15 protein-coding genes are annotated in these 24,737 nt (G+C 38.5%); 3 read left to right on the top strand and 12 right to left on the bottom strand.

Going from position 1 to position 24,737, the window contains the following annotated elements; all coding sequences use genetic code 11:
* Positions 1-4: 4 nt before the first annotated feature.
* From AAC073_RS17795 to AAC073_RS17810, 4 genes are all read right to left on the bottom strand, one after another.
* On the bottom strand, positions 5-781 hold the full coding sequence (locus AAC073_RS17795) for a hypothetical protein (RefSeq protein ID WP_339925151.1): 777 nt from the start codon (positions 779-781) through the stop codon (positions 5-7).
* A 538-nt stretch (positions 782-1,319) separates the two neighbouring features.
* Complete coding sequence (locus AAC073_RS17800; RefSeq protein ID WP_339925152.1) at positions 1,320-2,747, bottom strand: hypothetical protein; 1,428 nt, start codon at positions 2,745-2,747, stop codon at positions 1,320-1,322.
* Between the two features lie 183 nt (positions 2,748-2,930).
* The gene (locus AAC073_RS17805) at positions 2,931-4,646 is read right to left on the bottom strand and encodes a RagB/SusD family nutrient uptake outer membrane protein (RefSeq protein ID WP_339925153.1); all 1,716 of its coding nucleotides are present in this window, start codon (positions 4,644-4,646) and stop codon (positions 2,931-2,933) included.
* A 45-nt stretch (positions 4,647-4,691) separates the two neighbouring features.
* Positions 4,692-7,814, bottom strand: a complete 3,123-nt coding sequence (locus AAC073_RS17810; protein WP_339925154.1) for a TonB-dependent receptor — start codon at positions 7,812-7,814, stop codon at positions 4,692-4,694.
* A gap of 1,256 nt (positions 7,815-9,070) precedes the next feature.
* Here AAC073_RS17810 and AAC073_RS17815 point away from each other — a divergent pair.
* Positions 9,071-10,528: an OmpA family protein gene (locus AAC073_RS17815; RefSeq protein WP_339925155.1), complete on the top strand. Its 1,458-nt coding sequence runs from the start codon at positions 9,071-9,073 to the stop codon at positions 10,526-10,528.
* A 304-nt stretch (positions 10,529-10,832) separates the two neighbouring features.
* Here the strand turns inward: AAC073_RS17815 and AAC073_RS17820 are convergent, their stop codons facing one another.
* The 3 genes from AAC073_RS17820 to AAC073_RS17830 all read right to left on the bottom strand — a co-directional run bounded on the left by AAC073_RS17820 (position 10,833) and on the right by AAC073_RS17830 (position 14,715).
* On the bottom strand, positions 10,833-12,380 hold the full coding sequence (locus AAC073_RS17820) for an SDR family oxidoreductase (protein ID WP_339925156.1): 1,548 nt from the start codon (positions 12,378-12,380) through the stop codon (positions 10,833-10,835).
* A gap of 247 nt (positions 12,381-12,627) precedes the next feature.
* Complete coding sequence (locus tag AAC073_RS17825) at positions 12,628-13,170, bottom strand: hypothetical protein (protein WP_339925157.1); 543 nt, start codon at positions 13,168-13,170, stop codon at positions 12,628-12,630.
* A gap of 24 nt (positions 13,171-13,194) precedes the next feature.
* The gene (locus tag AAC073_RS17830) at positions 13,195-14,715 is read right to left on the bottom strand and encodes an arylsulfatase (RefSeq protein ID WP_339925158.1); all 1,521 of its coding nucleotides are present in this window, start codon (positions 14,713-14,715) and stop codon (positions 13,195-13,197) included.
* A gap of 470 nt (positions 14,716-15,185) precedes the next feature.
* Between AAC073_RS17830 and AAC073_RS17835 the strand changes: the two genes are divergently transcribed.
* Complete coding sequence (locus AAC073_RS17835; RefSeq protein ID WP_339925159.1) at positions 15,186-16,187, top strand: hypothetical protein; 1,002 nt, start codon at positions 15,186-15,188, stop codon at positions 16,185-16,187.
* 15 nt (positions 16,188-16,202) lie between these two features.
* On the opposite strand, the gene AAC073_RS17840 is transcribed toward AAC073_RS17835, so the two are convergent.
* From AAC073_RS17840 to AAC073_RS17850, 3 genes are all read right to left on the bottom strand, one after another.
* A complete protein-coding gene (locus AAC073_RS17840; protein ID WP_339925160.1) occupies positions 16,203-16,625 on the bottom strand; it encodes a DUF983 domain-containing protein in 423 nt (140 codons plus the stop codon).
* An 886-nt stretch (positions 16,626-17,511) separates the two neighbouring features.
* Positions 17,512-18,804, bottom strand: a complete 1,293-nt coding sequence (locus tag AAC073_RS17845) for a hypothetical protein (RefSeq protein ID WP_339925161.1) — start codon at positions 18,802-18,804, stop codon at positions 17,512-17,514.
* A gap of 196 nt (positions 18,805-19,000) precedes the next feature.
* The gene (locus AAC073_RS17850) at positions 19,001-19,783 is read right to left on the bottom strand and encodes a carbohydrate-binding family 9-like protein (RefSeq protein WP_339925162.1); all 783 of its coding nucleotides are present in this window, start codon (positions 19,781-19,783) and stop codon (positions 19,001-19,003) included.
* A gap of 570 nt (positions 19,784-20,353) precedes the next feature.
* Between AAC073_RS17850 and AAC073_RS17855 the strand changes: the two genes are divergently transcribed.
* On the top strand, positions 20,354-21,931 hold the full coding sequence (locus AAC073_RS17855; RefSeq protein WP_339925163.1) for a M81 family metallopeptidase: 1,578 nt from the start codon (positions 20,354-20,356) through the stop codon (positions 21,929-21,931).
* 798 nt (positions 21,932-22,729) lie between these two features.
* Here AAC073_RS17855 and AAC073_RS17860 read toward each other — a convergent pair.
* Both AAC073_RS17860 and AAC073_RS17865 read right to left on the bottom strand, forming a co-directional pair.
* A complete protein-coding gene (locus tag AAC073_RS17860; RefSeq protein WP_339925164.1) occupies positions 22,730-23,866 on the bottom strand; it encodes a bile acid:sodium symporter family protein in 1,137 nt (378 codons plus the stop codon).
* Positions 23,867-24,298: 432 nt separating this feature from the next.
* Positions 24,299-24,730 carry a DUF2141 domain-containing protein gene (locus AAC073_RS17865; RefSeq protein WP_339925165.1) on the bottom strand — a complete coding sequence of 144 codons (432 nt, stop codon included), beginning with the start codon at positions 24,728-24,730 and terminating at the stop codon, positions 24,299-24,301.
* Positions 24,731-24,737: the final 7 nt, after the last annotated feature.

The following is a 24,737-nucleotide window of genomic DNA, read 5'->3' on the forward strand; positions in this document are numbered from 1 at the left end:
GGGATTAAAGATTAAATGATATACCGGTAGAGGGCGTCATGGACATCCTTTTATAGGGGTGGCGCCCATTAACTTTCTGGAGGGACAGAGAATAATCAATGTTCCAAGCCAATCGAGGAGACATTTGGAAAGTGTATCCAAAATCCCAATCCAACCCTAAGTACTGGCCAAAAGAAGCAGGTTCTCCCTGCAACATTATTATAACAGGACTATCCTGATTCTCTATTATAAACTCATCAATACCATTATAAGGAGGCCTACCTAAAAACTGGACCACTGGTATTCCAAGCGATGTTTGAATACTGTGCTTTGGGCGAAATCGCTTTGTCAATATACCCTTAATGGTCAACCCTTGCGTCGAAGTGTAGCTAAATGCATCCAGATCGTTCCACTCGACGAAAAAAGCCTTGGTCTCATAGGCTCCGCCAATATGTAAATCAATAGTTTCATTTTGGTTAGCTATCCTCACTAAATATTCCAATCCAATATTCATGTCCATATAGGTATTGGGAAGCCCATATGTCTCATTCGCGTTCACCTCACCAGCCGCATAGGCTACTGACACCCCTAAAATATTTCTAGCAGTTCTACGATAGGCTATGCCAAATTGCATCCCATTTCCTTGCTGATTTAAGGGGGACAAAATAGCGTCTTTTAGGTAATTGTTCTGGTATCCTGCACTTATCTTAAAGTAGTTGACTTTGGGATTAGTTCGATTTTGCGCTTTTATAGATCCGGCTAAAAGGATAAAAAACAAAGTATAAAGAAGGGCTCTATTCATTCTATAATTCAAGTTTTTTTAGATTAATTGCGGTTAGTTATAATATGACAACCAAGAAGCTTTAGACCCTTGCTCCCATAAGTTAAAAAAGAAAAAAGAGCACGTAAAACCTGACTGCCTACAAGAATCTCAAGCTTTATTAAACATCAATTAAAGCTGATTTAACCGGACTTGTTTGCATGGAAGTGGAATCTACCCAATTATTAAAATTTGTAGCTCAAAGCACAGCATCAGTTTAAGCGAAAAAAAATATTGAATTGATGAATTTTTGAGCAACTTTAAAACAATTAGAGAGACCAATATTGATTTCAATCCATTTACCAATCGCTGAATTTTCATTTATTGGTACTTTTGCCATAAAATTCAATATTGCTTACATATAATCTTGAATATCATTTTGTATTTCCACGGACCTATGATTACTAAACTTGATACACCAAATGCTTAAATAAAAAAATTAAAAAATTAACCTTTGGACTTAATCTTAAAGTTATTGCATCAGGTGTTTTTAGGCGAATCCCTTTTTAGGATACCCGTATTATTTTCTTAATAAATCTTTTATTGCTTTCATCATTACTCCTTCCACTTCGGGAGCAACATTCGAGGCCCTATTGCTTACTTCGTATCCTCCTTTTTCATAGGCCAGGGTCGTCCCAATGTATCCAGGCCCTAAATCACCATACGCTGCCACGGCCACAAATAAATCTGGACGTTCCGCTTTTGCTGCAAGCTGGTATTCAACAAAAAGTTCGCCCGGCATGTGCAACAGTCGGGCATTGTTTAGAGTAAGACACGTTAAATCCAATGTTTTTCCAGCCTGTGACCTTGTCAACCAAGCCATTTTTCTGGCATTTCCGCTACTTTCCATTAATAATGCATTACTGGTTTTTAGTTCTTCTTGCAATTTATACAAGTACTTGGCAGGAGGCAAAACAACTGAAGAAACATTCCAAGTCACCTTCTGTGCCGATATGGGTTCTCGCTCTGTAGTTTCCCAGGCTTGTTTCATTCCAGCAGCCAAACGTTCTGCAAAAATTAGCCGGTTTTCATGGGCGCCATCATTGTATTTGCCCGCTGCAATATTTCCCCCGGCTCCGTTAAAATGAACATGCAGGGCATCTGGTACGGCCAATTGACGAAAAAATCGGGCTACTCCTACGAAATCGGGATTCGGGATGCCCGTGCGGTAATAGCTTTGTGGATGCGTGGCGTAATAACTAATAACAGCAATTGGTTTGTCTTCATTCCAAAAGCTGACAAGGGACAATTCAGGATCAATCAATCCTTCGGGCTCAGCACGAATTTCAGCAGCTTTGGTTGTAGACATTCGAGTCACACGGACTTTCCCATCTGGTCCATAAATGTTACGGTTGGAAGCTACTTTATCTACAATGCCCTTGCCCAGGCCCAAATGAGTTACAGGCTGGGAATGTTCCAAAGAACTTTTAACTGCAATTGTTAATCGACGTAGGGCATCACGGGCAAAAGTACCATCAAATTGGGTTGGATTAATTTTTGCCGGATCAAGACCAGCTTCGATTAGGATTCGCTCAGCTCCCGCATCATATCTAGGCGCATCATGCTGATGGATTACATTTACTGCGATACGTTCAGGGGTGGACCCTACGGCAGCGGCAAGTGCTCGTTTGAAATCATCCATACCTTCATTCCCAATAGCCAGCCAATCCACTGCACACAAAACAATCGGCAATCCAGCTCCTTGCAGTACTACCCCTTTGGCACGTAAACCCAAGTCCCAGGTATTAATGGAAATATCATAAGCCAAGGGGTCTCCTACTGGTGGCGTAACATCAATGTCAAAAGTGGAAAGCGTCAATCCCTCTTGAAGGTTTTGAAGAGGAAAAAGCTGAACACTCTTGATACATCTCCCCCCTGCTATGGAGAGTTGGATATACAAAAGTAGGCAAAGCAAGGTAGACAACCTTTTATTAATACCGCTCATCATTCTAAATAATTAACATTCAAAAAACAATTTTTTCTAGCTCCTATAATTTAAGGATAGCTATTTTAAAGTACAAAGGAGAAACCCAAGGTTTCTCCTTTGAATTTAAAGCCTGCATTTGATCTCAGAGAAAACCTGAAATAAATTTGGACTCCTATTTTAAAAAAACCATTTAAATAGGACTATTTAATATCCCGGATTTTGAGGGAAATCAGCATCTACATTTAAATCAATTTGTTCCTGTGGTATTGGCCATCTGAAGTTGTGTTCTGCGATATCCGCACCAGGTACTAGTGGGTTGTCATTGTATTTCCTTACCCTTTCAAGTAGTTTTCCTGTTCGCCTTAATATAATAAGTCTCCACTCTTCACCATACAACTCCCTTACACGTTCATCCAGTAAGAAATCCATATCAATTTCTGATGCAGCTACAGGAGTTGCATTGGAGCGAACTCTCACCCTATTTACATCCGCTGCTGCAAGGCCATTATTGCCCAATTCCAAATAAGCTTCTGCCCGTATAAGCAAGGTTTCTGCAAAACGCAAGGCATACCAATCCTTGTGCGTAATTCCTCCTCCCGACCGGTTTGGTTGCAAGAAATAGTTTAACGCATCAGTGAATTTAATGTGGATAGGGAAAATGATTTTCGTTGAATCCGCCATAGGATCAGGTCTAGCTGGATCGTAAAGGCTAAAATCTATCTTTTGTTTGTCATAAGCAGACTCTGGATTGTCAAAATAAAAATTTCGCTTTAGGTTATGCTCAGCATTCCTGATATCATTGTCCCAATCGTTTTTCCACACCTCATAATAAACCAAGCTTGTACCTCTACCATTCGCAGTAGGGCGGCCTAAAGAATCGGAATAGCCAGTATACAAACCATTAAACAATTCACCTTGAAAACCTTTTTTACCATCTGGGGTAAGTCCAATATCAAAATAACGAGGACCGAATATATAAGCACTCGCTATCTGTCCTCCACCAATAAGGAAAGGTTCAACTTGGATGGCCCACATGGACTCTTTATTCTCATTCAAGTTGTGATTTCCAAAGCCAAAAAGGTCTAAGAACACATCTCCAGCGCCCCAAACATCATTGCCAAGTTTTGTACCAAAACGACTTGTCATCAAATCGTAATCATAACCATCAATTACGCTTGTAGCAGATGCAGCTGCCAGCTCAAATTCATCCTGCTCTAGATAAGTTTCCGCAAGATAATGCCAGGCAGGACCTTGGGTAATTCTTCCAGGAGCATCCTCTTCACCTGGTTTTGGTAAATTAGCAGCTGCAAATTTGAAATCTTCCACCATCAAGGCATGAATGTCTGCCACAGGGTTTCTAACAAAATCAGCTTTGGCTGAATTAATCGGCTCAGTTAAAAGAGGAAGATCTCCATAAGTAGAAACCAGGTACCTGTAGGCAAAAGCCCTGAAAAATCTAGCTTCTGCTATGTATTTGTTTTTTCCTGCTTCACCTCCTACAAACACTTCAGGATCTGCAATCCCTACTTTATCAATCAATACATTTGACCATTGAATTATTTCAAACCCTACATTCCATGTTGCGATGACATTTCTCCAAACCGGGGTCATGTCATTGTAGGAGTTTAAATAAGAACCTCCAGGGCCTGGTGTTTCACCATTGTACCCAAGATCAGACCCATGAGTGGCCCAATTCATCACGCCAAATTCACCAAAAGAATAATAGGCAGATCGTACACGATCGTGGATTGCTGTAATTCCCTGGAATGCTCCCGCTTCAGTTAGGTAAGCATTGTCTGGCGAAAGAAAATCGATGGGTTTTTCATCCAAAATATCTTCACTGCAGGACGGAAATATAAACAGCGCAATGGCAGCAACCACCAAAGATTTTATTGCTATTTTTTTTATATTTATGTTCATTGTTTTTTTATTTATCAGGTATTACTTAATTAATAAGCTGATTTCTTATAGGCTAAGATTTAAACCTAATATGAAATTTCTCATAAGCGGAGTATCACTTACACCCGTTTCAGGATCCCAACCTTGCCAGTTTGTCCATACATACGGGTTTTTGCTTGCCACATAAACTTGAGCAGACCGTAATTTTAATTTATCCAAAAAGCTTTGGTTAAAAGTATATCCCAATGAGATATCCTGTAACCTTACAAAACTCCTGCTTTGATAAATTCCACTTTGACGCTGTGGCACATTATAGATCCCGGTAGTATTTGTCGTTGGGTTTTCTGGTGTCCAGTAAGGGTTAACAGCTGAATTATTTCTTCTATCCGGGAAATAGTAAAGCGGGTTAACTATGTCAGCGTTGTTTGATAAATAATAATTATTACCTCCTTGTATGGAATTAATAAAAACAGAAAGAGTAAAATTGTTATAAGTAAAAGAGTTGTTGATACTGAAACGGTAACTTGGGGATTCGTTTCCGATCACCTTTCTGTCATTTGTTGGATCTATGGCTCCATCTCCATTCTGATCAACATAACGGAATTGACCTGGATACCATCCATCAAGCACATTACCGCTGAAGAATTCTTCTTCCGTCCAAACTCCTCCGGCCATTTCATAATCGTATAGGGCGCTAAGAGATTCACCAACAAACCATCCGTTTCCAATGTCATTGTCATTCTCTCCACCATACAATTTGGTGATTTCATCTCTATTCAAAGCAAAGGTGAAATTTGTCTCCCATCTTAACAGTCCATCCATGTTGATAGATCTTAAATCAAACTCAACACCTTTGTTCTTTAGGCCTCCTATATTTGTCCAGATATTGGCATATCCTGCCGTTCTTGGAAGTTGTCTTAATACCAATACGTCAGTTGTATTTGCAGTATAGGCGTTAAATGAACCTGTAATTCTGTTTTGCCACAGGCCGAAATCCAAACCTAGGTTATAAGAAGTCGTCGTTTCCCATGCTAAATTTTCGTTTCCAAGATTACTTGGATAAAGTCCTATAGCAGTTGATTGTCCATATACATAATAACGGGTCCCCATTCTAGACAAACTTGAATACCTGCCAATCCCTTGGTTACCATTTATACCATAGGAAGTACGTAATTTTAAATAGATACCGGCATTCTCAAGGAAAGGCTCATCAGAGGCTACCCAAGCCAAGGAAGCAGATGGGAAAGTTGCCCATTTATTTCCCGCACCAAATCCTGAAAATCCATCCCTACGTACCGTACCAGTAAACATATACTTGGATTGGAAACTATAATTGACCCGTGCCATATAAGCAAGACTGTTTTCTTCATAAGCGGAAGAACTACCAGTGATGACCTCAGCCAAACCAATATTGTTGTATCCAAGGATTTCATTCTCAAATCCGGAAGCTGAAAGGGTAGAAGAATTACCACTTCTTCCTTCTCTACTAAATAGGAAGGTGGAATTAATCTGATGCTCTCCAAAGCTTTTAGAATAACTAACTATATTATTGAGATTAAAGTCTGTAGATTCAGAAGGGTTCTTTATAGCCAAACCTCTGTTTGATACTCCTGAAGGAGTTGCGCTTGAATGAAAAGTATTATTATTCCTGTTGGCATATACCTGAGAATAATTAAACTCATAATTTAATCCTTCAATCCAAGGCACCTTAACCTTGATTCTTCCTACAGCAAACAGCTCATTGTTGATATCAGAATTATCAATGTACTTGTATACAAGCGGGTAAGGCTGGAACAATTCTCCACCTAGGTAAATGTCATAATTTGGCTCTCCTATATAATTATTGACCAATGGACTTGCGTCCCTTGCATTCGATAAGCTGGTAGGAATCCCTGAATTGTCTCTGGAACTATAGGACACATTCAATCCAAAAGTCAGCCAATCTGTTATTTCACTTTCCACGTTGCTTCGCAATGTAAAGCGTTTGAACTTATCATTTTTCTGTATACCCTCAACATCTGTAAAGGAACCCGAAACATAATAGGTGGACCGCTCAGTCATGCCCTGAAGACTTAAGTTGTAATTCTGCATTGGAGCAACCTGTAGAACTTGATCTACCCAGTTAATTTCATTACCGGCAAGGTAATTTTGTTGCTCTTCAAAAGTCTTCAAATAGGAGCCTACGGTCTCCTTATTGGTTAAATCAGCTCTTTGAGGTCTTCCTTCCGCACTTGTAGGGTTCGTTTTGTACCAATTGTAAACCTTACTCTGATGGTCCCAATCCACTAATCGGTTTGCAAACTCGTCACCATTCATCACTCTCATCGAATTATTGGTCTTGTCCTGAAAGCCAGTATACATTCCAAAGGAAATCACCGGTTTTTCGGAGGTACCTTTTTTGGTGGTAATCAGCAAAACACCATTAGCAGATCTTGATCCATAAACAGCTGCAGCACTTGCATCTTTAAGTATATCGATTGTTTCTACATCATTGACGTTGATATTGGATATGCTTCCATTGTAAATCACCCCATCCATAACAATCAAAGGACCATCAGAAGCAGAAAGGGAAGTTTTCCCTCTTATTGAAAGTTCAGGCTCACTAGATGCTCCTCCCCTTCCTTCTAAGTTTACCCCAGCAGATGCCCCTATCAAGGCTTGAAAAAGGTTGACATTTGCTTGATTTGCCTTGTCTTTCATAGTGATTCTTGCTACAGAGCCAGTAAGATCGCTTTTCTTTGCTGTTCCGTAACCAATGACAAGAACCTCATCCATTGAGGTTACATCTTCTTCCAATACTACATCCAAAACCGTTCTGTTTCCTACTGCAATGCTTTGGGTAACGTACCCAATATAGGAAAAAGACAAAGTAGCATCCTCTGGAACAGTAATGGAATATTGACCCATAAGGTCAGTGGCTGTTCCTTTGGTGGTTCCAGGAACGAATACCGTTACACCAGGAATGGTTTCCCCATCAGAATCCGTTACGGTACCGGTAACGGTGATGTCCACGGCAATATTTTTGTTGCTTAGTTGTTCATTAATTACAACGTCCAATGCTGGCTCAATTCTTTCAACCAAGCCCTTGTTCGCACCCCAGGAAGTTCCCAGTGTCAAGAATTGGGTGGAAAAAGCAAGGACAAATAATCCGTGCTTTAGTTTTAAAGTTTTAGGTATTTTTCTACTCATTGGTAAAGTTATTAAAATCCATAAATTGGGTTAAACATTAAATAACACTTTATTATTTTGAATACATTAAGCTATGAAAATTATAAACTACTTGATTCAATCGCAAGAGATTTATAATATTTATATTTTAAGTGGTGAAATAGCAAGAGTTTTGGACAAATACCCTTTTGAAATTTTCCTGCATTTGTGGACTGAAAGGCAAAAGCTATCTTAACTACTCCTTGTTGAATAGCATTTAAAAACAATGAGTTGGTCTGAATTTAATGACTACAAAAATATTGAGAGGGTATATAATTACCATATTAAATAGACTTTATTTAAGATTGGATATGGCTAACCCTCGATTCACCCACCTTTACCAATACTTTTAGCCCTTTTACGAATTTGAAAACACCTATCTTGATAAAAGATATGTTTTTAATTAATCGGGTTTGGCCTGAATTTATAAATTTCAGGAAACAGGATATCTTGGAGGAATCTCCTCACGTGGATTGGCGGAAGCAGTATTATAGAGTGTAACAAGCTACAAATCAGGTCTTTAAGTCCTTACTTCAAATAAATAATATCAAGTAAATAAAGGGCTTATTAATGATACTGGTTTGCTAAGCCTTGAAAAATCCCTTGAAGCATTTCCAGACAAATAATAAAACTTTTTAACAAAAAACGCTCATATAACAGTAGTTAATACCAAGGTGATCACTCCCTTTTTTGAAGAAGGTAAACTTTACCAAGGTGTAGGGTCACTGGTTCGAATAGATGCCGAAGTTGGAGAGGGTATTGATAAAGAGTTAATTGTCCCACAATTTAAGATATCAACACCTCCTTTTTTTAATTATCCCCTAACTGCCCCATATACATATTATATCCTTATCCGATTTTACCTCTTTTGTGCATAGAGTAAACGTAAGATTTGCTCAAGGTCAAAGTCTATCTAATATTCATATTATTGAGCAATTAATACCTTGAACTGTATGTGAAATTCAAAAAGGTTTAATATTTAAAAACACCTTACTCCTTCGATAAGCAGTTTCACGATATAGTCTATACTCTTCGCGAAAATAAAGCTTGAGCGTATTTTTTTTCAACTAACATTAAGGGCATAAAGCATTACAAATCATAATTTTAAGGTCATTAAATACTGACAGTAATTAAGTCTATCAACCTATGTTTAAAAACCAGATCTTAATGTAAGGCTATTTTATGTTTTACCTAACCGAATTCAAATTAAGCAAATTGGATCACTTAAACACTAAAATATGAAACTACAACAAGGATTAACCTTTGCAAGCCTTTTCCTATACTTGAGTATGTTTTATGGAAATTCGCTAGAAGCTCAAACCATGACCTCAAGTATGGATACTTTGTACCACTGGGTCAATTCAAACCAATCTATAGAAGGAAAAGTGCTGAATTTACCTCACTTACAATATGAAACCGACAACCACCTATTGACAGCCAATTCTAAGATGACAATAGATACCCTGGTGATGGGCCTTATAGAGGTAGAAAATATTGCGATTAGCATTGAGGGCTACACCGACGATGTAGGGAATGAAGATTACAATTTAGAATTAAGTAAAAAAAGGGCTGAATCGGTATACAATTATTTGATTCAAAAAGAAATAGTTGCAGACCGACTCAAGTTCAATGGTTTTGGGATGTCTAATCCTATTGTCCCTAATACTTCGGCAGAAAACCGGGCAATAAATAGGCGAGTTGAAATCGTGTTGAAATTGAGAGATGACATAAAAGTTGAGCAAGTTTCCCAAAAAATATACCTTAATAGTGGAAAGGTTATTCCTGTTAAAGAATACACCATCGAGGAAACTTACTTATCCTATCTTCAATATGGAAGCAGCTCCAAAAGAACCGAACCATTAGATAATGTAAACTATATAGTCGGAACAGATGGTGCTCGAAAATATGATAATCAAATGGCAGGATTCAATGACAAGGCACCTGCGCCGATTCCTGAAACTGCTCCTACACCGAAAGCAGCTGTTGATACCAATGATTATTCTGGCTTCTATTTAGGCATAGGATCAAGGTCAACCAACCTAAAGGAATCATTGATGTGGCTTAATTATGTAGATGAAAGTCCTAGCATGGATTCCTTTTTAGGAGAAAAGACAATTAAGGAACAGGAATATGGAATCTCTTTTGATTTTGGCATCCAAACGGGGAATTTTAATGGGTATCATTACGAAATAGGAGGAAGCGGAATTACTGGATCGGTTAATTTCTTGGCTTTTCATACCGCGTATGGTTATAACTTTTCTTTTGGCGCATCGAATAAAATAATTTTCAGGCCAGTCCTTGGAGTAGAATTCGGTAGAGCAAAGGCGCCAATGGGAAATATATCTAATAACGACTTGTATATCAGGGTAAATGATTCTGATTTTTACAGCGATGATGTTTCCATAAAAATTATCTCCAATCAGGGAACAGTTAAACCTAGATTTGATTTTGCATTTCCATTTCAAAAAGCTGAAGGTTACTCCATGTTAACCATAACTGGCGGTTATTCTTACAACATCTACTCCAATAAACCTATGATGAAGTTCAGTGGAACGGATGTGAACAATGAAAGCTTAACAGCAAAAGAGAATTTAGACGAATCAAATATTGATTTTAGATTGAATGGTGTAAGAAGTACAGAGAAATTACCATTTGATTTAAATGGGCCATTTATAGGCCTGGCATTTCAATTTTAAAGATGATTTGCTTCTATCCTACTAACAACCAGCTTTAATAAAATTGTCATGAAATCCCTAAACTTTATTGAATTGTCTAACCTATCATCCAAAAAATCATTGAGCCAAAAGGTACATGTTCACAAAGGCCAATACCCATAGCATTTGGTTTAAAATTTAAAAAACTCCTGTAGCTAAAGCCATCACTTTAGCTACAGGGATGTTATTTCCCTTCTAACTCAATTGAAAAAAAGGTATAAAGTAAAACCTTAGACTCCCTTTATTTGGAGTAAAAGCTAAACTGGAAAAATCAAGTTCTCCTCTATTACCAACTTGTCGGCTTGTAGTCTTTTAAGAATTTTCCACTCCAGTGCTTACCAGTATTGATCCCATCAAACAGAGGATCCATTACTCTGGCCGCCCCGTCTACTATGTCCAATGGCGGCTGAAAGTCATGAATTTCTTCTTTCTTCTTGGCCAGCTCAATTGGATCTTCATCCGTTACCCATCCGGTATCTACGGCATTGGTATAGATCCCAAATTTGGCAAATTCTGCTGCAGAAGTAAGGGTCATCATGTTCAATGCCGCTTTGGCCATGTTGGTATGTGGGTGCCGAGATTCTTTGTGGTATTTATGAAATTTCCCTTCCATAGCGGAAACATTGATGATGTGTTTCTTACCCGTATGGTCCTTTTTCATTACATGAACCAATCGATTGCAAAGCACGAATGGCGCAATAGAATTGACAAGTTGTACTTCAAGCATTTCATTGGTATGGATCTCTCCTAATTTTAACCGCCAGCTATTGGTCCTTCTCAAATCCACCTGTTGCAAATCTGCATCCATTTTACCAATTGGGAAAACTTCCTCAGGTGTCAAAGCATGGTCAATGGTGTAAGCAATCTGAGATAATTTCGCAGAAGCACTCAAACCAATCCCAACTTGCTTTCCATGCCAAGTTACTGGCAAGTTTCTGTTTGAATCTTCCATCATGGCACTGCTTGCTCCTAACTCTTGCAGACATGCTTCATGGTCTGATAACAACTCTTTTACGGCAAAAGAAAAGTCGGAATAGGCAAGTTCCTCATTTGGTAATAGGTGCTGGTAAAAACCTGCTGGACGTCTAACGGTCTGCGCAGCATTATTGATCAGCACATCCAACCTGTCGTATTGCTGCTCTATGAAATTACAAAACAGTTCGACGCTAGGAATATGCCTCAAATCCAATCCATGAATTTTAAGCCTATGTCCCCATGTGTCAAAATCAGCCTCTTTGGCAAAACGAATGGCAGCATCTACCGGGAATCGGGTGGTAGCTATTACGGTGGCACCCGCACGTAACATCATTAGGCTAATGTGATAACCAATTTTCAGACGAGAGCCTGTGACTAAGGCCACTTGTCCTGTAAGGTCTGCTGTTTGAAAACGCTTGGCATAATTAAAGTCCCCACAAGGCCCACACATGGTGTCGTAAAAGTGGTGAAGCGTGGTAAAAACCTCTTTACATACGTAACATTCTCGTGGAGCAACAGTTGCACCTATAGGTCTTTCTTGCTCAGCATTAGGGGCAATCATTTTAGGCGCGACAAAAACAATTGCTTCCCTGGCACTGCGAATTCCTGTATTGTTCCGCGCTTCTTTATGAATTTTAGCTGTTTCCTTTTTGACTTTTTTCTTCGCGTTTTTCTTACGTTTGATTAACTCCTCTTTATGAGGCCTTGACAATCTTCCAGCCTGCTTTATCAGCTCAATTCTTCGATCTAGTGGAATATCAAATATTTGATCAGTGTCGTTGTTTAAGGTTTCTAAAATGGCGATGCACTGATCAATTTGATCTTTGCTTAGCTGACCTTTAATAATGTTGATTTCCATTAATTGGCTGGTGTCGTGTTGAGGACAGGTGAAGACTTGCTAAACCTTAATTAGAAATGCAAAGGTACAATCTTTTCAATTAAGCACTTGCCCAACACTTTCTCCTTTTTTTAATCTTTCCTAAACAATACCGTTAAAAATTGTAATGTGTACCCTCTTTAAAAATTTTCGTTGAGCCATACTGTGTCGATTATGGAGAAAAAGTTACGTTATTTTTGCAAATCTTGGTGTTAATTAAATGTGATTATTAGTCATTGTATTCATCTCTTATAATTTGATGCTTGTTCTTGCGTTGTTTTTTAAATCGTTCCGATTTCTTTTTAGCCGAAACAGCATTTTTATCTGATTTAAAATGCATACTTGATTCTGCAAAAGAAGAACCTGGTTTAATCATAATACCATTATAAGGGCAATCTTCATGTCCGCAATTGTGTTTGGAGTAATCACCAAAATTCCTGTGTTTTAGCTTCTTATCGGAAAGAATTTTCTCTTGGTTGGCTCTGATGTCCTCCCATATTTGCCTTTCGTCAGCAGCAGTCAGTTCAAGTCCTAAAGTAGTAAGGTCAAAATAGGTTCTGGGATCTTTTAATTGATAAAAATTGAAGGTTTTCTCAAATACGGTATTGGCATGGTCTCTTATTTCAATCTGATCGCTTAATTGAAGGCTTTCATTCTCACAAATGGAACGGTACAAACCTAAGGTATTGAAATCTGAGTATTTCTTATAATTGTCTATAAAGTAAAAATATTCATCTTTACTCAATTGATTGAACTTCTTGTCAATTTTCATTTTTTTTAGTTAAATGAGGCTTCCTCAATCCAAGTCAGGTTTTACCCAATCTTTGACGCCTTCAGTTTCTTTTTGTTTTTCATAATTCACCCAAAAAGGTTTTTCATTGGCTAAAGGGGCATTTTCATTGACCATCAGAGGTCTAACTTCAGTCCACCATGCCTCATAATCCCCTCTCATTTGATTTACTAATTCAGGATGTTCTGCAATAATATTCTGCTTCTCTCCAGGGTCGTTAAATAAATCATACAACTCATTATTGTTTACAAATCGATACTGCTCATTTCTTACTGCAAACTTTTCATATTGAGAATTGTCCGGATTTGATGTTTCCGCGGTCCCTATCCAACGTTCTGCACCTTCTTGGCCAGAAACATTTTCAGGGTTTAATGGCCACCTTCCTCCGTGAAAAAAACGCAACCTGTCTTCAGATTCAAAGCTGTCGTTTTTCAAATAGGTAAGAAAGCTTTTTCCATCCAGGTCGGGGATGTCTGAGATGTCAATATTGGCAATCTCAGCAAAGGTTGGCAGCATGTCATAATGATTAAGCATCACATCAACCTCTTTTCCAGCATTGAAATGATTAGGCCACCTTATAAAGAAAGGTACCCTGGTGCCTCCTTCATATACACTTCCCTTAAAACCTTTCATCCCTGCATTGTAGGTTTCTCCATGCACTGTATTGTAACCTCCATAGGTTTTGCCATTGTCCGACATAAAAATCAAAATGGTATTGTCAACCACTCCCCAGGCCTCTAGCTTGTCCATTAATACCCCTAGGTTGTCGTCAACATTTTCGATCATTCCATAAAAACCTTGCGCATCTTCCGGGTAACCTTGATCCTTGAATTTTTTCTTGTATTTTTCTGGAGCGATAAATGGGCCATGTGGCGCATTTGTGGTGATATAAGCAAAAAACGGTTCCTCTGTTGATGATTTATCCTTTATCCAAGACAAGGCTTGGGTAAAGAACACATCGGTACAAAATCCTTGGGTTTTTACAAAAGTGCCATTGTGCTTAATAATCGGATCAAAATATCCATTGTCAGGGACATCTGCACAGGAACCTGCATATGCCTGACCGATTCCACCAGCTCCATGAATAAATACCTCATCAAATCCGCGGCTGTCAGGTTGGTACTCCTTTTCATCACCTAAATGCCATTTCCCAAATATGCCACTGGTATATCCTCCTCGCTTCAATACCTGAGGTAAGATGGTTAGACCCAACGCCATTCTTTCTCTTTCCAAAATTGTGTGCGTAATGCCATTTTTAAATGGATGTCGCCCACTCATTATGGCTGACCTGGTAGGTGCACAGGTAGGGCTCACTTGAAAATCTTCCAGACTAATGCTCTGAGATTTCAACCTATCCATATTAGGAGTGGAAACATCAGGACTTCCATTGGCAGAAATATCACCATACCCTTGATCATCCGTCATTATCAAAATTATATTTGGTTTACGAGGTTCTTTCTGACAACCGAACATAACCAAAGGAGCAATCACTAATAAAAATAAATGTAATAATAAGGCATTCTTCATTGTTTCATCAATTAAGGAGTGATTCACAATAATAGCAATAAGATAGCAAAAAAAGGTCTCAATTGGTTTAATGGTTAATTGTTAATTGTTAATTGTTAATTGTTAATTGTTAATTGTTAATTGTTAATTGTTTTTCACGTATAAACTTCTATAATCTACTACCATTGCTTGAGACAGTTAAACGTCCATACCAGTGCCCGAGACGGTCGGAATGTGCTTGTCGAGATACCGGTGTCTGAGCCTGTCGAAGGTAGAAGTCCGTGAAAATATTTAAAAAAATAGAAAGATTTAGTCTCGATGAATTTCGTGTTTTCACCCGATCACCGATCACTCCATCACCCCATCACTGATCACGCGATCACCCATCACCCATTATCTAAACCTATTTTTTTAGCAATTTCCCTGCATAATAAAAAAGTCATTGTATATTTCCGATAGAACAACCTGTCTCCTACCCAATCCGAAATAACATGCGCAGAACTTATGCAATTGCTGGCCTTTTAAGTGTTTTAATCCTAGCTGCTGGCTTCAGTTGGTTAGTTAAACCTCCCCAAACGGAAATCAGTAATGGGATAATCACAGCAAACCTCTACCTCCCAGACCATGAAAATGGCTATTATCGTGCTTCAAGGTTCGATTGGTCGGGGGTTATTTCTAGTCTTGAATACAAAGGCCATAACTATTTTGGCCAATGGTTTGACAACTATGACCCGATGACAAACGATGCCATTATGGGGCCAGTAGAAGATTTTTCTCCACTAGGATATGATGATGCTGAAGAAGGAGGCGTATTTGTTAAAATCGGGATAGGTGCTCTAAAGAAAATCAAGGAAGAAAAATACCGCTTTTCCCATACCTATGAATTGGTAAATGGTGGTGAATGGAAAGTGAAGACCCATAAAAACCGGGTGGAATTCCAACATGAATTAATAGATGCAGATGGCTATGCCTATCAGTATGCCAAAATAGTGGAGCTGGTAAAAGATAAACCCTTACTTGAAATCAGACACAAACTGAAGAATACCGGCAAAAAAGCAATCAAAACAAGCGTCTACAACCATAATTTTTTTGTGATTGATCAGGAGCTGACAGGGCCAAATATTGAAACCAACTTTCCTTACGACATCCAGCTTGATAACAGCGAAGATAAAAAAGTGGTTAATTTTGATTCTTTGGGTATAGTTTCCGACCGCACTATAAGCTTTAGTAGGTATTTCAAAAAGGGGGAAAACGTATATACCAGCGGTATTATGGGTTTTAGAGATTTGCCCGAAGACTATCAGTTTTCAGTGATAAACACCAAGACTGGGGCCGGAGTTAAAATCAAAGGAGACAAAGCTTTGGAGAAAATTGTTTATTGGGCCAACCCAAGGACTTATTGCCCTGAACCCTATATTAGATTTGAACTAGCGCCCGGTGAGTCCGTAGCGTGGAAATATGACTACCGTTTTTTTAATGTAGATGAAGAGTAATGCTTTTAAAAACCATTACCTAAAGCCTTCACTATCTCCAAAATAATAAAGCATGACCACTTTTGAGTACCTCAAGTTCCAAGGAGTACTTAGAATGGTCGGTATAAATATAGTGGCATAATACACCCAAAGGGGCGGATCATTGAATACCAAATAAGTTAGGAAACCAAACACAATAAAAATGGCGACCCCTACCATATAGGTGAAAAACATTGAAATCTGGTAAAAACCAGGCTCAGGCATAAAACCAAAGCCACATTCTTTGCAGTTTTTATTCAACTCATTGAATTTCCCCAAATCAGTAGCACTGCTTTTAAACATGTCTCCCTCCCTACATACCGGACATTTACAGTGAATCATGGCCTTTAATTTAGAGCTACCATTTACTAATTGTCCACGCGTTTCGGAATCAAATACTTCCTGACTTGAATTTTTCATCTGGGTCTATTTTATTAAAATACAGATTTTTTGGGTAAAAGTTTCAACCGACAAAAGAATGCTCCTTTATGTTCATTCTAATTATTAATTTGGAATTTGATTATAAAGTTCAATCAACTAAAGAAATTCATCCTAAATACACCTACAGGGTTAATTTTCAAATGCTTATTTTCTCCAAATAGAACTTCGCTATTCTCTAATATTCAAGTTTAATTTTTAAAAAGCTGAATTGAATTGTTACTAGGCAAGCAACTCTTTTGCTCTGGCACCAAGATAGGAACAAACAAGCTGATTAACTTCATGATGATCTATAAGCCTTAGTAATGAATAAATACTTATTGCCAATTAAATCGCATTTTCATTAAAGGAAGCAATAGTTAATGACCAAGGCATTATTTTTTTTAAAAGCACTGAAGTAGCGTCCCCAGCTTCGACCTTATTGTGATTTACCAGTAGACAAAAGAATGCTAAAATTAATTGGAAATCATTTATTTTTATATGGAAAAATATGATCAGGAAAATTTTCATACATCCAATTTTACCAATTATTTTCCGGTTTATAAATCAAACCAAACTTCGAAGATTTAAGGAATTCAATGGAACAGAACCTCAATAATGTAATCAAATGACCCAATTCCAAATTGATCTTGAGCAAGCTATTTTGATTTTAATAATTCCATATCAGCAAGCGTGATTTCAAAAAAAGGCTACTACTCCTACAAAGAGATGAGACACAATTGATGAGCTAAATACCTGTTAAATAGGGGGTGTAACTCAAGAAAAAAAAACTCCACGAGCGCTAACCCGTGGAGTTTTAATAAATATTATATAAAAACAGAAAAACATCCAATTACATGGGAGTTTTCAGCTGACCTTAATACTTTATTTAATCTAACCTTTTGCCATTTTCATCCCAGCCTTTTGTGCTAAAGTGGGAAGCGTTTGGCGTCACATAACTTACCTTAGCCAGTTCCGGAGTTTTGAGTTTTTTGTGTCCTTGAATTCTTGACTCTAAAGCAAAATCCAAAATCCCACTACTAAGCAAGGTGCGCTCAACAGGATAAGGCGCCTCACCTGTTTCAAATAGAATCTCAATGTTTTTTACTAAAGACCCAAAGTGATGGTGGGGTTTCCCCTGCAGTCGCATCAGGGTAGAATAGGGCTTTGTTGAGTCTTCCAACTCAACAGCCACAGTAAAATCCTGAACCAAACCTGTCAATAGAAAAGCGGCAACTTTTAGCCCATCCTTATAATCTACGACAAATAAAGCAGGAGATTTCACCAATTCCTTCATGTCACCTTCCACTTTTGTGAGACTATGTGAAATTGCTTGCTTAAACAGCCTGTCGGCCCATTCGTTCTGTTCCAAAAACTGCCAGCAATCATCCCCTTCAAGACATTGAACCGCTTTTACTCCTGTTTCTCCGCCTTTTCTTCGCTCTACTACCGACTGAAGGACATCCAGCAGGTGAAAGCCGTAAATATCCAAACCACTATAAGAAATGCCCACAGCATATTTCTGGGCCTCACCATACGGTGTATCAATCGCCGGGATACGCCAAGCTACTGGAACGGAGGAACCAGCCAACATTGGAAAATCAAGTTCTTTTGATATTTTCACCATACGTTTTGCCTGTCTCCAACTGTAAGAAAGGTGCTTGTCGTTGAACACTGGTACGGAAGTTTTAGTCTCTCTAAAAACATCCGTAATTTTTAAAAACATCTCAAATCGGGGATATTGCTTTTGCTCCTTGTCATTCATCCGGTAAACACCATGCTCGCCTATAAGCAAAACGGCATCTACCTCCAATTTGTCACCACCCAAAGTAAGGGCATCGGCCACAGTCCGAAAAATAGGAACCCCATATTTCTTGGCCATGTCTCGGCTCATATCTGTATCAGGTACCTGCTCGGTAAACATGGAAACGATTTTTGACCTTGGATAAGGATCCATACCGTCTTGATTATAGCCCTCCAAGTACTTGCCAACAATCACGTCCGCGTGTGAATTAGGTCGATATTCTGTTAGGATAGCCGCTATTCTTTTCGGCCTACCGGGAATAAATTCTCCCGAATTCCCTTGGTTGGAAGTCTTCGCTTGCGCTGGGGAGATGGAAAGCAATTGCCCAGGCAATAAGGGCGTAATGGCAAGATACCTAAGAAGTTCCCTACGTCTCATGTTATATTTTATGTTAAGTTAATGGTTAAATTTCAGTCTGGAACCGGTTTCCCGGTTTGTAAGCAAGTTCTTTATCCTAGTTATGATGGCAAAGGCAACATTTAAATTTCGAATCCCCCACAAAAACAAATTGAAAAAAAAGCCTATCAAAGAAGCATTTTTTTTTAATCCAATTTTGCAGTGAATAACTACAAGGTTATTCAAACTTCAGGGTGCCGAAAAACTTGGGCAAATGAAAGTTTGGTTTGGGATTGTCAACATAGGACCAGGTCAGAAAATTTGGGTTACTGGTCCTACTTCCTGTCTTGTAAAAGTTGGCTTTCCAGATCGTGCCACTTTCTGGCTGGGTAACTTTCGAATGGTTTTTCAACATGGAAAGAGGTATCCGATACTCAATGGTCCAAGTCGTCGCTTCAGTAATTTCTGGATCTACTACTTTAGGTAAAGAATGGGCAATTTCGATCTGATCAATGTCTTCCTTTTCTAATTTTGTGAATTTATCCCAAGGTTTTGCAACATAAAAGATAAGCGGCGTTCCTCCAGCATTAATTTCCAGGTTAAAATAGCTCAATGGCAAGTCCGTGTCAGGTGAAAAGAAAAATTCAACACAAGAATCTCCAGAGACATTACCATTGTATTCTTGTACAACGGAACGAACATAGCGGTCTTCCACCTGGAAAATACCATAGATGTTTTCATCATCATACATCAGTTTAGCCTTTACCTTTGGTAGGAACTTTGGCTCAGTTCCCATATTGTAATCAAGGGTGACAGGTTTGATTTTTTTCCATTGCTTCTTATCCCAATCCGCATCAATGGTTATTGAACGCTGCTTAAGTCTTTTTACCAAATATTGGGCTTCGGCTTTCTTTAAAGACGATTGAGGATGGCTTTCCAGAACAGGTTTGTCCTCAATTACCTGGTTTATCAAAAATGGCCAATAAATCAAGAATGACCAGGTTAATAATTTAGTTCTCATAAATTTAATTGTATTTTGTTGTCGGTGATAGGTTAAATACTGTTTAAAGGCCTTAAGAAATATTCCAGTTCGGCTTTAATAATTTTCATTCTACAGCCTTTTATATTTCAATTCTGGATTGACAGGACCTTCAATTACACTATTCTTGACTAAATATATATAAATCCTCAAAATACGGTGGTAAAACAATCATCTTTTTGGAGATTTATTACTTCAATGGTTAATGAGCTACATCTCCCTTTGGCCAAGTTATTAACTTTATTTTTCTCCAGTTTCAGTAAAGACATTGTCTCGTGAACAGCATCCATAATGAAAGTTTTTTTTAAATTAATGATGAAAAACCTATCGATTCACTTAACAGTTGGAATGTCATCCTTGCCACGGTGGTATCAATAATGGCCATACAATGCAAAATTTACAATATTTATTACCTTCCCTGCTAAAATAAAACCTTGCACCCTATAATTTTTGAATTTTAACAAAAAAGAAGTTATTATTGATAAGTTGATTTAAATAAATTCACCACTTAATTAGGGGAAACCCTGGGTATAAACGCTTAAAAGAAATAGGATGAAAATTACTACCCTTATTAGAACTGCTATCGCCATCCCCATGGTTTTATTTGCTTTCAATAGCGTTTTCGCTCAAAAAAAACCAATAATAGGCGTGGCTGGAATTGCCCACGAATCAAATTCTTTTAGTAGCCAACTTACTACTCTGGATTTATTTGATTTCAAATTGGGAGAGACCCAAAAAGAATTGTCCGAAAAATTCTTTTCTTATGCCAATTCTCAAACCATAAGTTCAGGCTATATTGAAGGATCTAAGCGTTTCGGATTGGAGCTTTACCCTACCGTAGTTACCAGAGCCAGGCCTATGGGACCTGTTACTGACAATGCTTTCGACACCATGATGGGCGAAATCATTAAGCAACTAAAAGCAGGACCTGAACTAGACGGTATATTGCTTAATCTTCATGGTGCAATGGTTGTGGAAAGTTACCCTAGCGGTGATGAAGAAATTGTAAGAAGAGTTCGGAAAGCCTTTGGCCCTAAAATGCCCATCATTGTCACTCATGATTTCCATGCCAATGTTACACCAGAATTGGTAAAGCTTTCCAATGTTTTGATCACCTTTAAGGAAAACCCTCACCTTGATACATTCGATCGTGGCTTACAGGCGGCAAAAATCATGGCTGAAATGGTAAAAGAAGGTGTAAAACCAACACAGGCTATTGTGAAGGCCCCTATGGTTTATAATATTGTATATCAGAGCACTTTTGCAAACCCATTGCTTCCAATCACTACGGCAAGTAAAGAATTGGAGAAAAATGAAAAAGTACTGGCAGTAAGTGTTTCTGGTGGCTATCAATACGCAGATGTACCATGGATGGGCCCATCGGTAATTGTCGTTACTGATAATGATCCCGAACTTGCACAAAAGGAGGCACAAAGACTTTCTGATATGCTTTGGGATTCCCGCGATAAAACAATTCTTGACAGCCCTCAGCCTGCAGAAGCTGTGAAAATGGCAATGGAACATGATGGTCGTCCCGTTGTTTTGATTGACATGGGTGATAATATTGGTGGTGGATCTACAGGTGACAGTTCTTTTTTGTTGGAAGAATTGATCAAGCAAGGAGCTCAAGGCTGGGTAATGGTAATTGCTGATCCAGATGCTTATAAGATCGCTGAAAATGCAGGCGTGGGAAATGATTTTGATTTTGAAGTAGGCGGAAAAACAGATGACATGCATGGAAAACCTGTAAGGATAAAAGGCCAGGTACGTTCCTTGAATGTGGGACGTTATCTTGAGACAGAAGTGCGCCATGGTGGTGGTCGCTACTGGAATATGGGCCATACAGCAGTTATTCAGGTAGAAGGCTCCACTTTGGATGAACCGAATTTGCTCCTTTTGACTACTTTGGCATCCAGCCCAAACAGTGCGCACCAACTTATTTCCAATGGCGTATATGTTGAAAGACAGAAAATCATTGTGGCAAAAGGAAACATTGCCCCAAGGGCAGCTTACGAACCATTTGCTTCCCTATTGATTCAAGTAGACAGTCCGGGTTCTACTGCTGTTAATCCATCTTGGTTTAAGTTTAAACGTGCCAGAAAAGGAATGTTTGGCATGGGAGATTATTAAATACTTGTCATCAAAAAATAACAATTTGATCGACAACTGCGGTCAACCATAGACAGTTGAAGATTGCTTTTTACGCCCTCCTGGCTTAGCTGGGAGGGCATCTTCATTTAGCAGGATCTAGTAAGTCTCCATTTTTTGAAGCGTCAGAAAATCCTATTGCAAGGTTCTAAGTAACGCTATTCTGTACTTAACTTGTGTTTTGACCCACATGAAGATAAACCCCTACTCAGGATAATTATCCAATGGTTTATAACAATCAAAACCTTCTTTCTGGAGTTAATTGGATATGTAGAATTGATTGTTCAACCCTTAACAGGGTTGCAGAAAAATAGTGCGTTGAGGTCCGTGAGTTGACACTCACGGTTATTATTGTTCAGGCCCTTTAGGCCTGGGTTCCATATTTGATATAAGCCACTTTTATATCCTGAGCTTTGAAACATGATAACAAGGGTTTGATGAAAAGTTAAGTAAAAATCACTGTATATAGACCTAAAGACAGAAAATATTCTTGTTGTTTTCTTAATTTGTACTTTGGAAGTAGTTTAAAAAAAATAGGATGCCATATCCGAGAAGCTGTAAGGCTACAACGTCCATAACCAATTCTTATAACTTGTGTAAGGAAATAACATTTTAACCAAAGCAACGGCTTACTAATTGACTATTCAACAATTCTTCAGGGTTGGGGAAAAGATTGAATTGTATGCCGGGAGTTGACGCCCACGGTTATTATTGATTAGGCCCTTTAGCCTTCGTATTTATAGTAGATACCGGCAACAATGAAATTTCAAAAATCAAGTTTTATTTTTCTAAGTCCCTTGATTGAGGGCTATCAGTAAGTTCTGAAGAGTCATCTTCTCCGGTTGGGGCTGTCCGCCACCAGTTGGCGAGGAAAGAACCGGATATATCCATCCAGGTGCCAAAAATAGCAGGGAAAAGGCCTAAAGTAGCGGCCTTGCCCAACTCGGAAGCAATCCCTGCTGCCATGCCCCCATTTTGCATGCCTACTTCTATGGCAATGGTACGACTGTCGATTTTGTTCATCTTAAAGAGACGGCAACCCCAATAGCCCAAAACATAACCGCTTGCATTGTGGATAATGGCTGCCAACAACAGCAATAGACCAATTTCCAAAAGGCTATCGCGCCCTGCCGCCACAATTACCGCAATAATTATAACATTGGCTGCCATGGCAATATAAGGCATGGCAATATTTAGCCATACTGCCCTACCCTTGAAAATCTTATTGAATACCATTCCTGCAATGATGGGTACAAAGATCATCTTGATTATACTGATCATCATCTGGAAGGAATCAATCGGTATAAATTGACCTGCCAGCAATTTCATTAACATAGGGGTTAAAAAAGGTGCTAGTATAGTAGTAAAGGCAGTTAAGGTAATGGACAGAGCGAGGTTTCCCTTGGCTAGAAAGGTAATGATGTTGGAGGACACACCACTAGGCGAGGATCCAATAAGTACTATACCTGCAGCAATCTCCGGTGGGAAATCCATTAAAATAGCCAGACTTATGGCAAGAATGGGCATGATGGTAAACTGGGAAACCAAACCGACAATTACACCTTTTGGCATTTTCAATACCCCCTGAAAATCTTTTATCCCCATGGTGGTGCCCATACCAAACATAATGAGCTGTATTAAAGGGACAATAAAACCATCCGTTTTGTAGCCCGCAACTTCTGTAATGTAACTTGGAAAAGTCATGCTTACACCTACTGCCGCAATTACCCACACGGTAAACGAAAAACCCTTAAACCTATCATAACCTTGCATTCCTATCAGTAAAAAGGCAAAGAAAGACAACACAAGTAGGGAAGCTCCTTCCTGGTAATCCATTAAGAGCAAAACAACGATTCCAATTAATGATATTCCTGCCAAAGCTAGAGATGAGCTAAATATCGTTTGCTTTTTATTCATGTTTCTTTCCGTAAATCCTTACTGATATATTTTAAGATTGACCGCAACGCTATGGCCCTACAATTAAGGTAAGTTGAATTCTCCTGATTTGATAGGCAAAAGGCCTGTCTGGTAAAGATAGAGGGGATTTCATTAAATAGGGGCAATTCGTTTGCCTTTTACCTCAAAAAATGCCTTTTATTTTGAAAAAATTTATGTTGGCTTTTAAATTTTGAAGAAATCAAAATTTAAATTGGTTATGATGCTATTGCAAGGGTAAACTAAAAATCAATAGTAAGTTGAACGAAATTCATTTCATCCTCAATACTTTCAAAAACCCATATCTTGCCATCCTTGACAAAATGATAATGAGGTCTCTTCTTCAGGAAAGGGGTTCTGAATTTAACATCTGATTAAGGTCTTTGTCGTAGATGGTCAGGAATACTTCTTCCCTTATCTATAGCAAATATTAACAGTGATATCCTGAGTTCCTGAATTCAACCAGATATAATGTGTTTCAGGAGCTGCATTTTTCTTATTGCAGTAAAATTCTCCTGAAAACCCAAACCCCTCCCGAGGAGATCCAAAAAAGCTATAATCCATTTTACCATTTTTATTGCTATCATGAAAGACTGCAATCAGGTATTCTCCAGGCGCCAATTCAGGAAGTTTAATAAAAAGAGCTTTTTCTAAAGTTACCTTTAGTTTTACAACAGGCTCCATTTCCGTCAACATATCGATTGGCTGTTTTTTAAACACTTGAATCCGAATATCTCCACCCAAATCAAAATCTAAATTCCCCACCTTTAAATTGGCTTGGTTCGGTATTGGAGAATTAAAAGAACAAATAAACAAGCTACAAAAGAGGGCAAATGCAATTTTCATTTTTAAA

Source organism: uncultured Cyclobacterium sp. (genome assembly GCF_963977555.1).
Taxonomy (GTDB): domain Bacteria; phylum Bacteroidota; class Bacteroidia; order Cytophagales; family Cyclobacteriaceae; genus Cyclobacterium.

Bases quoted from the DNA above. Each gene is read 5' to 3' on its own strand.
- AAC073_RS17800 (WP_339925152.1), bottom strand. From the start codon at position 2,747: ATGATGAGCGGTATTAATAAAAGGTTGTCTACCTTGCTTTGCCTACTT.
- AAC073_RS17815 (WP_339925155.1), top strand. From the start codon at position 9,071: ATGAAACTACAACAAGGATTAACCTTTGCAAGCCTTTTCCTATACTTG.
- AAC073_RS17840 (WP_339925160.1), bottom strand. From the start codon at position 16,625: ATGAAAAATTCAAGTCAGGAAGTATTTGATTCCGAAACGCGTGGACAA.
- AAC073_RS17820 (WP_339925156.1), bottom strand. From the start codon at position 12,380: ATGGAAATCAACATTATTAAAGGTCAGCTAAGCAAAGATCAAATTGAT.
- AAC073_RS17830 (WP_339925158.1), bottom strand. From the start codon at position 14,715: ATGAAGAATGCCTTATTATTACATTTATTTTTATTAGTGATTGCTCCT.
- AAC073_RS17795 (WP_339925151.1), bottom strand. From the start codon at position 781: ATGAATAGAGCCCTTCTTTATACTTTGTTTTTTATCCTTTTAGCCGGA.
- AAC073_RS17865 (WP_339925165.1), bottom strand. From the start codon at position 24,730: ATGAAAATTGCATTTGCCCTCTTTTGTAGCTTGTTTATTTGTTCTTTT.
- AAC073_RS17810 (WP_339925154.1), bottom strand. From the start codon at position 7,814: ATGAGTAGAAAAATACCTAAAACTTTAAAACTAAAGCACGGATTATTT.
- AAC073_RS17805 (WP_339925153.1), bottom strand. From the start codon at position 4,646: ATGAACATAAATATAAAAAAAATAGCAATAAAATCTTTGGTGGTTGCT.
- AAC073_RS17860 (WP_339925164.1), bottom strand. From the start codon at position 23,866: ATGAATAAAAAGCAAACGATATTTAGCTCATCTCTAGCTTTGGCAGGA.
- AAC073_RS17825 (WP_339925157.1), bottom strand. From the start codon at position 13,170: ATGAAAATTGACAAGAAGTTCAATCAATTGAGTAAAGATGAATATTTT.
- AAC073_RS17850 (WP_339925162.1), bottom strand. From the start codon at position 19,783: ATGAGAACTAAATTATTAACCTGGTCATTCTTGATTTATTGGCCATTT.
- AAC073_RS17855 (WP_339925163.1), top strand. From the start codon at position 20,354: ATGAAAATTACTACCCTTATTAGAACTGCTATCGCCATCCCCATGGTT.
- AAC073_RS17835 (WP_339925159.1), top strand. From the start codon at position 15,186: ATGCGCAGAACTTATGCAATTGCTGGCCTTTTAAGTGTTTTAATCCTA.
- AAC073_RS17845 (WP_339925161.1), bottom strand. From the start codon at position 18,804: ATGAGACGTAGGGAACTTCTTAGGTATCTTGCCATTACGCCCTTATTG.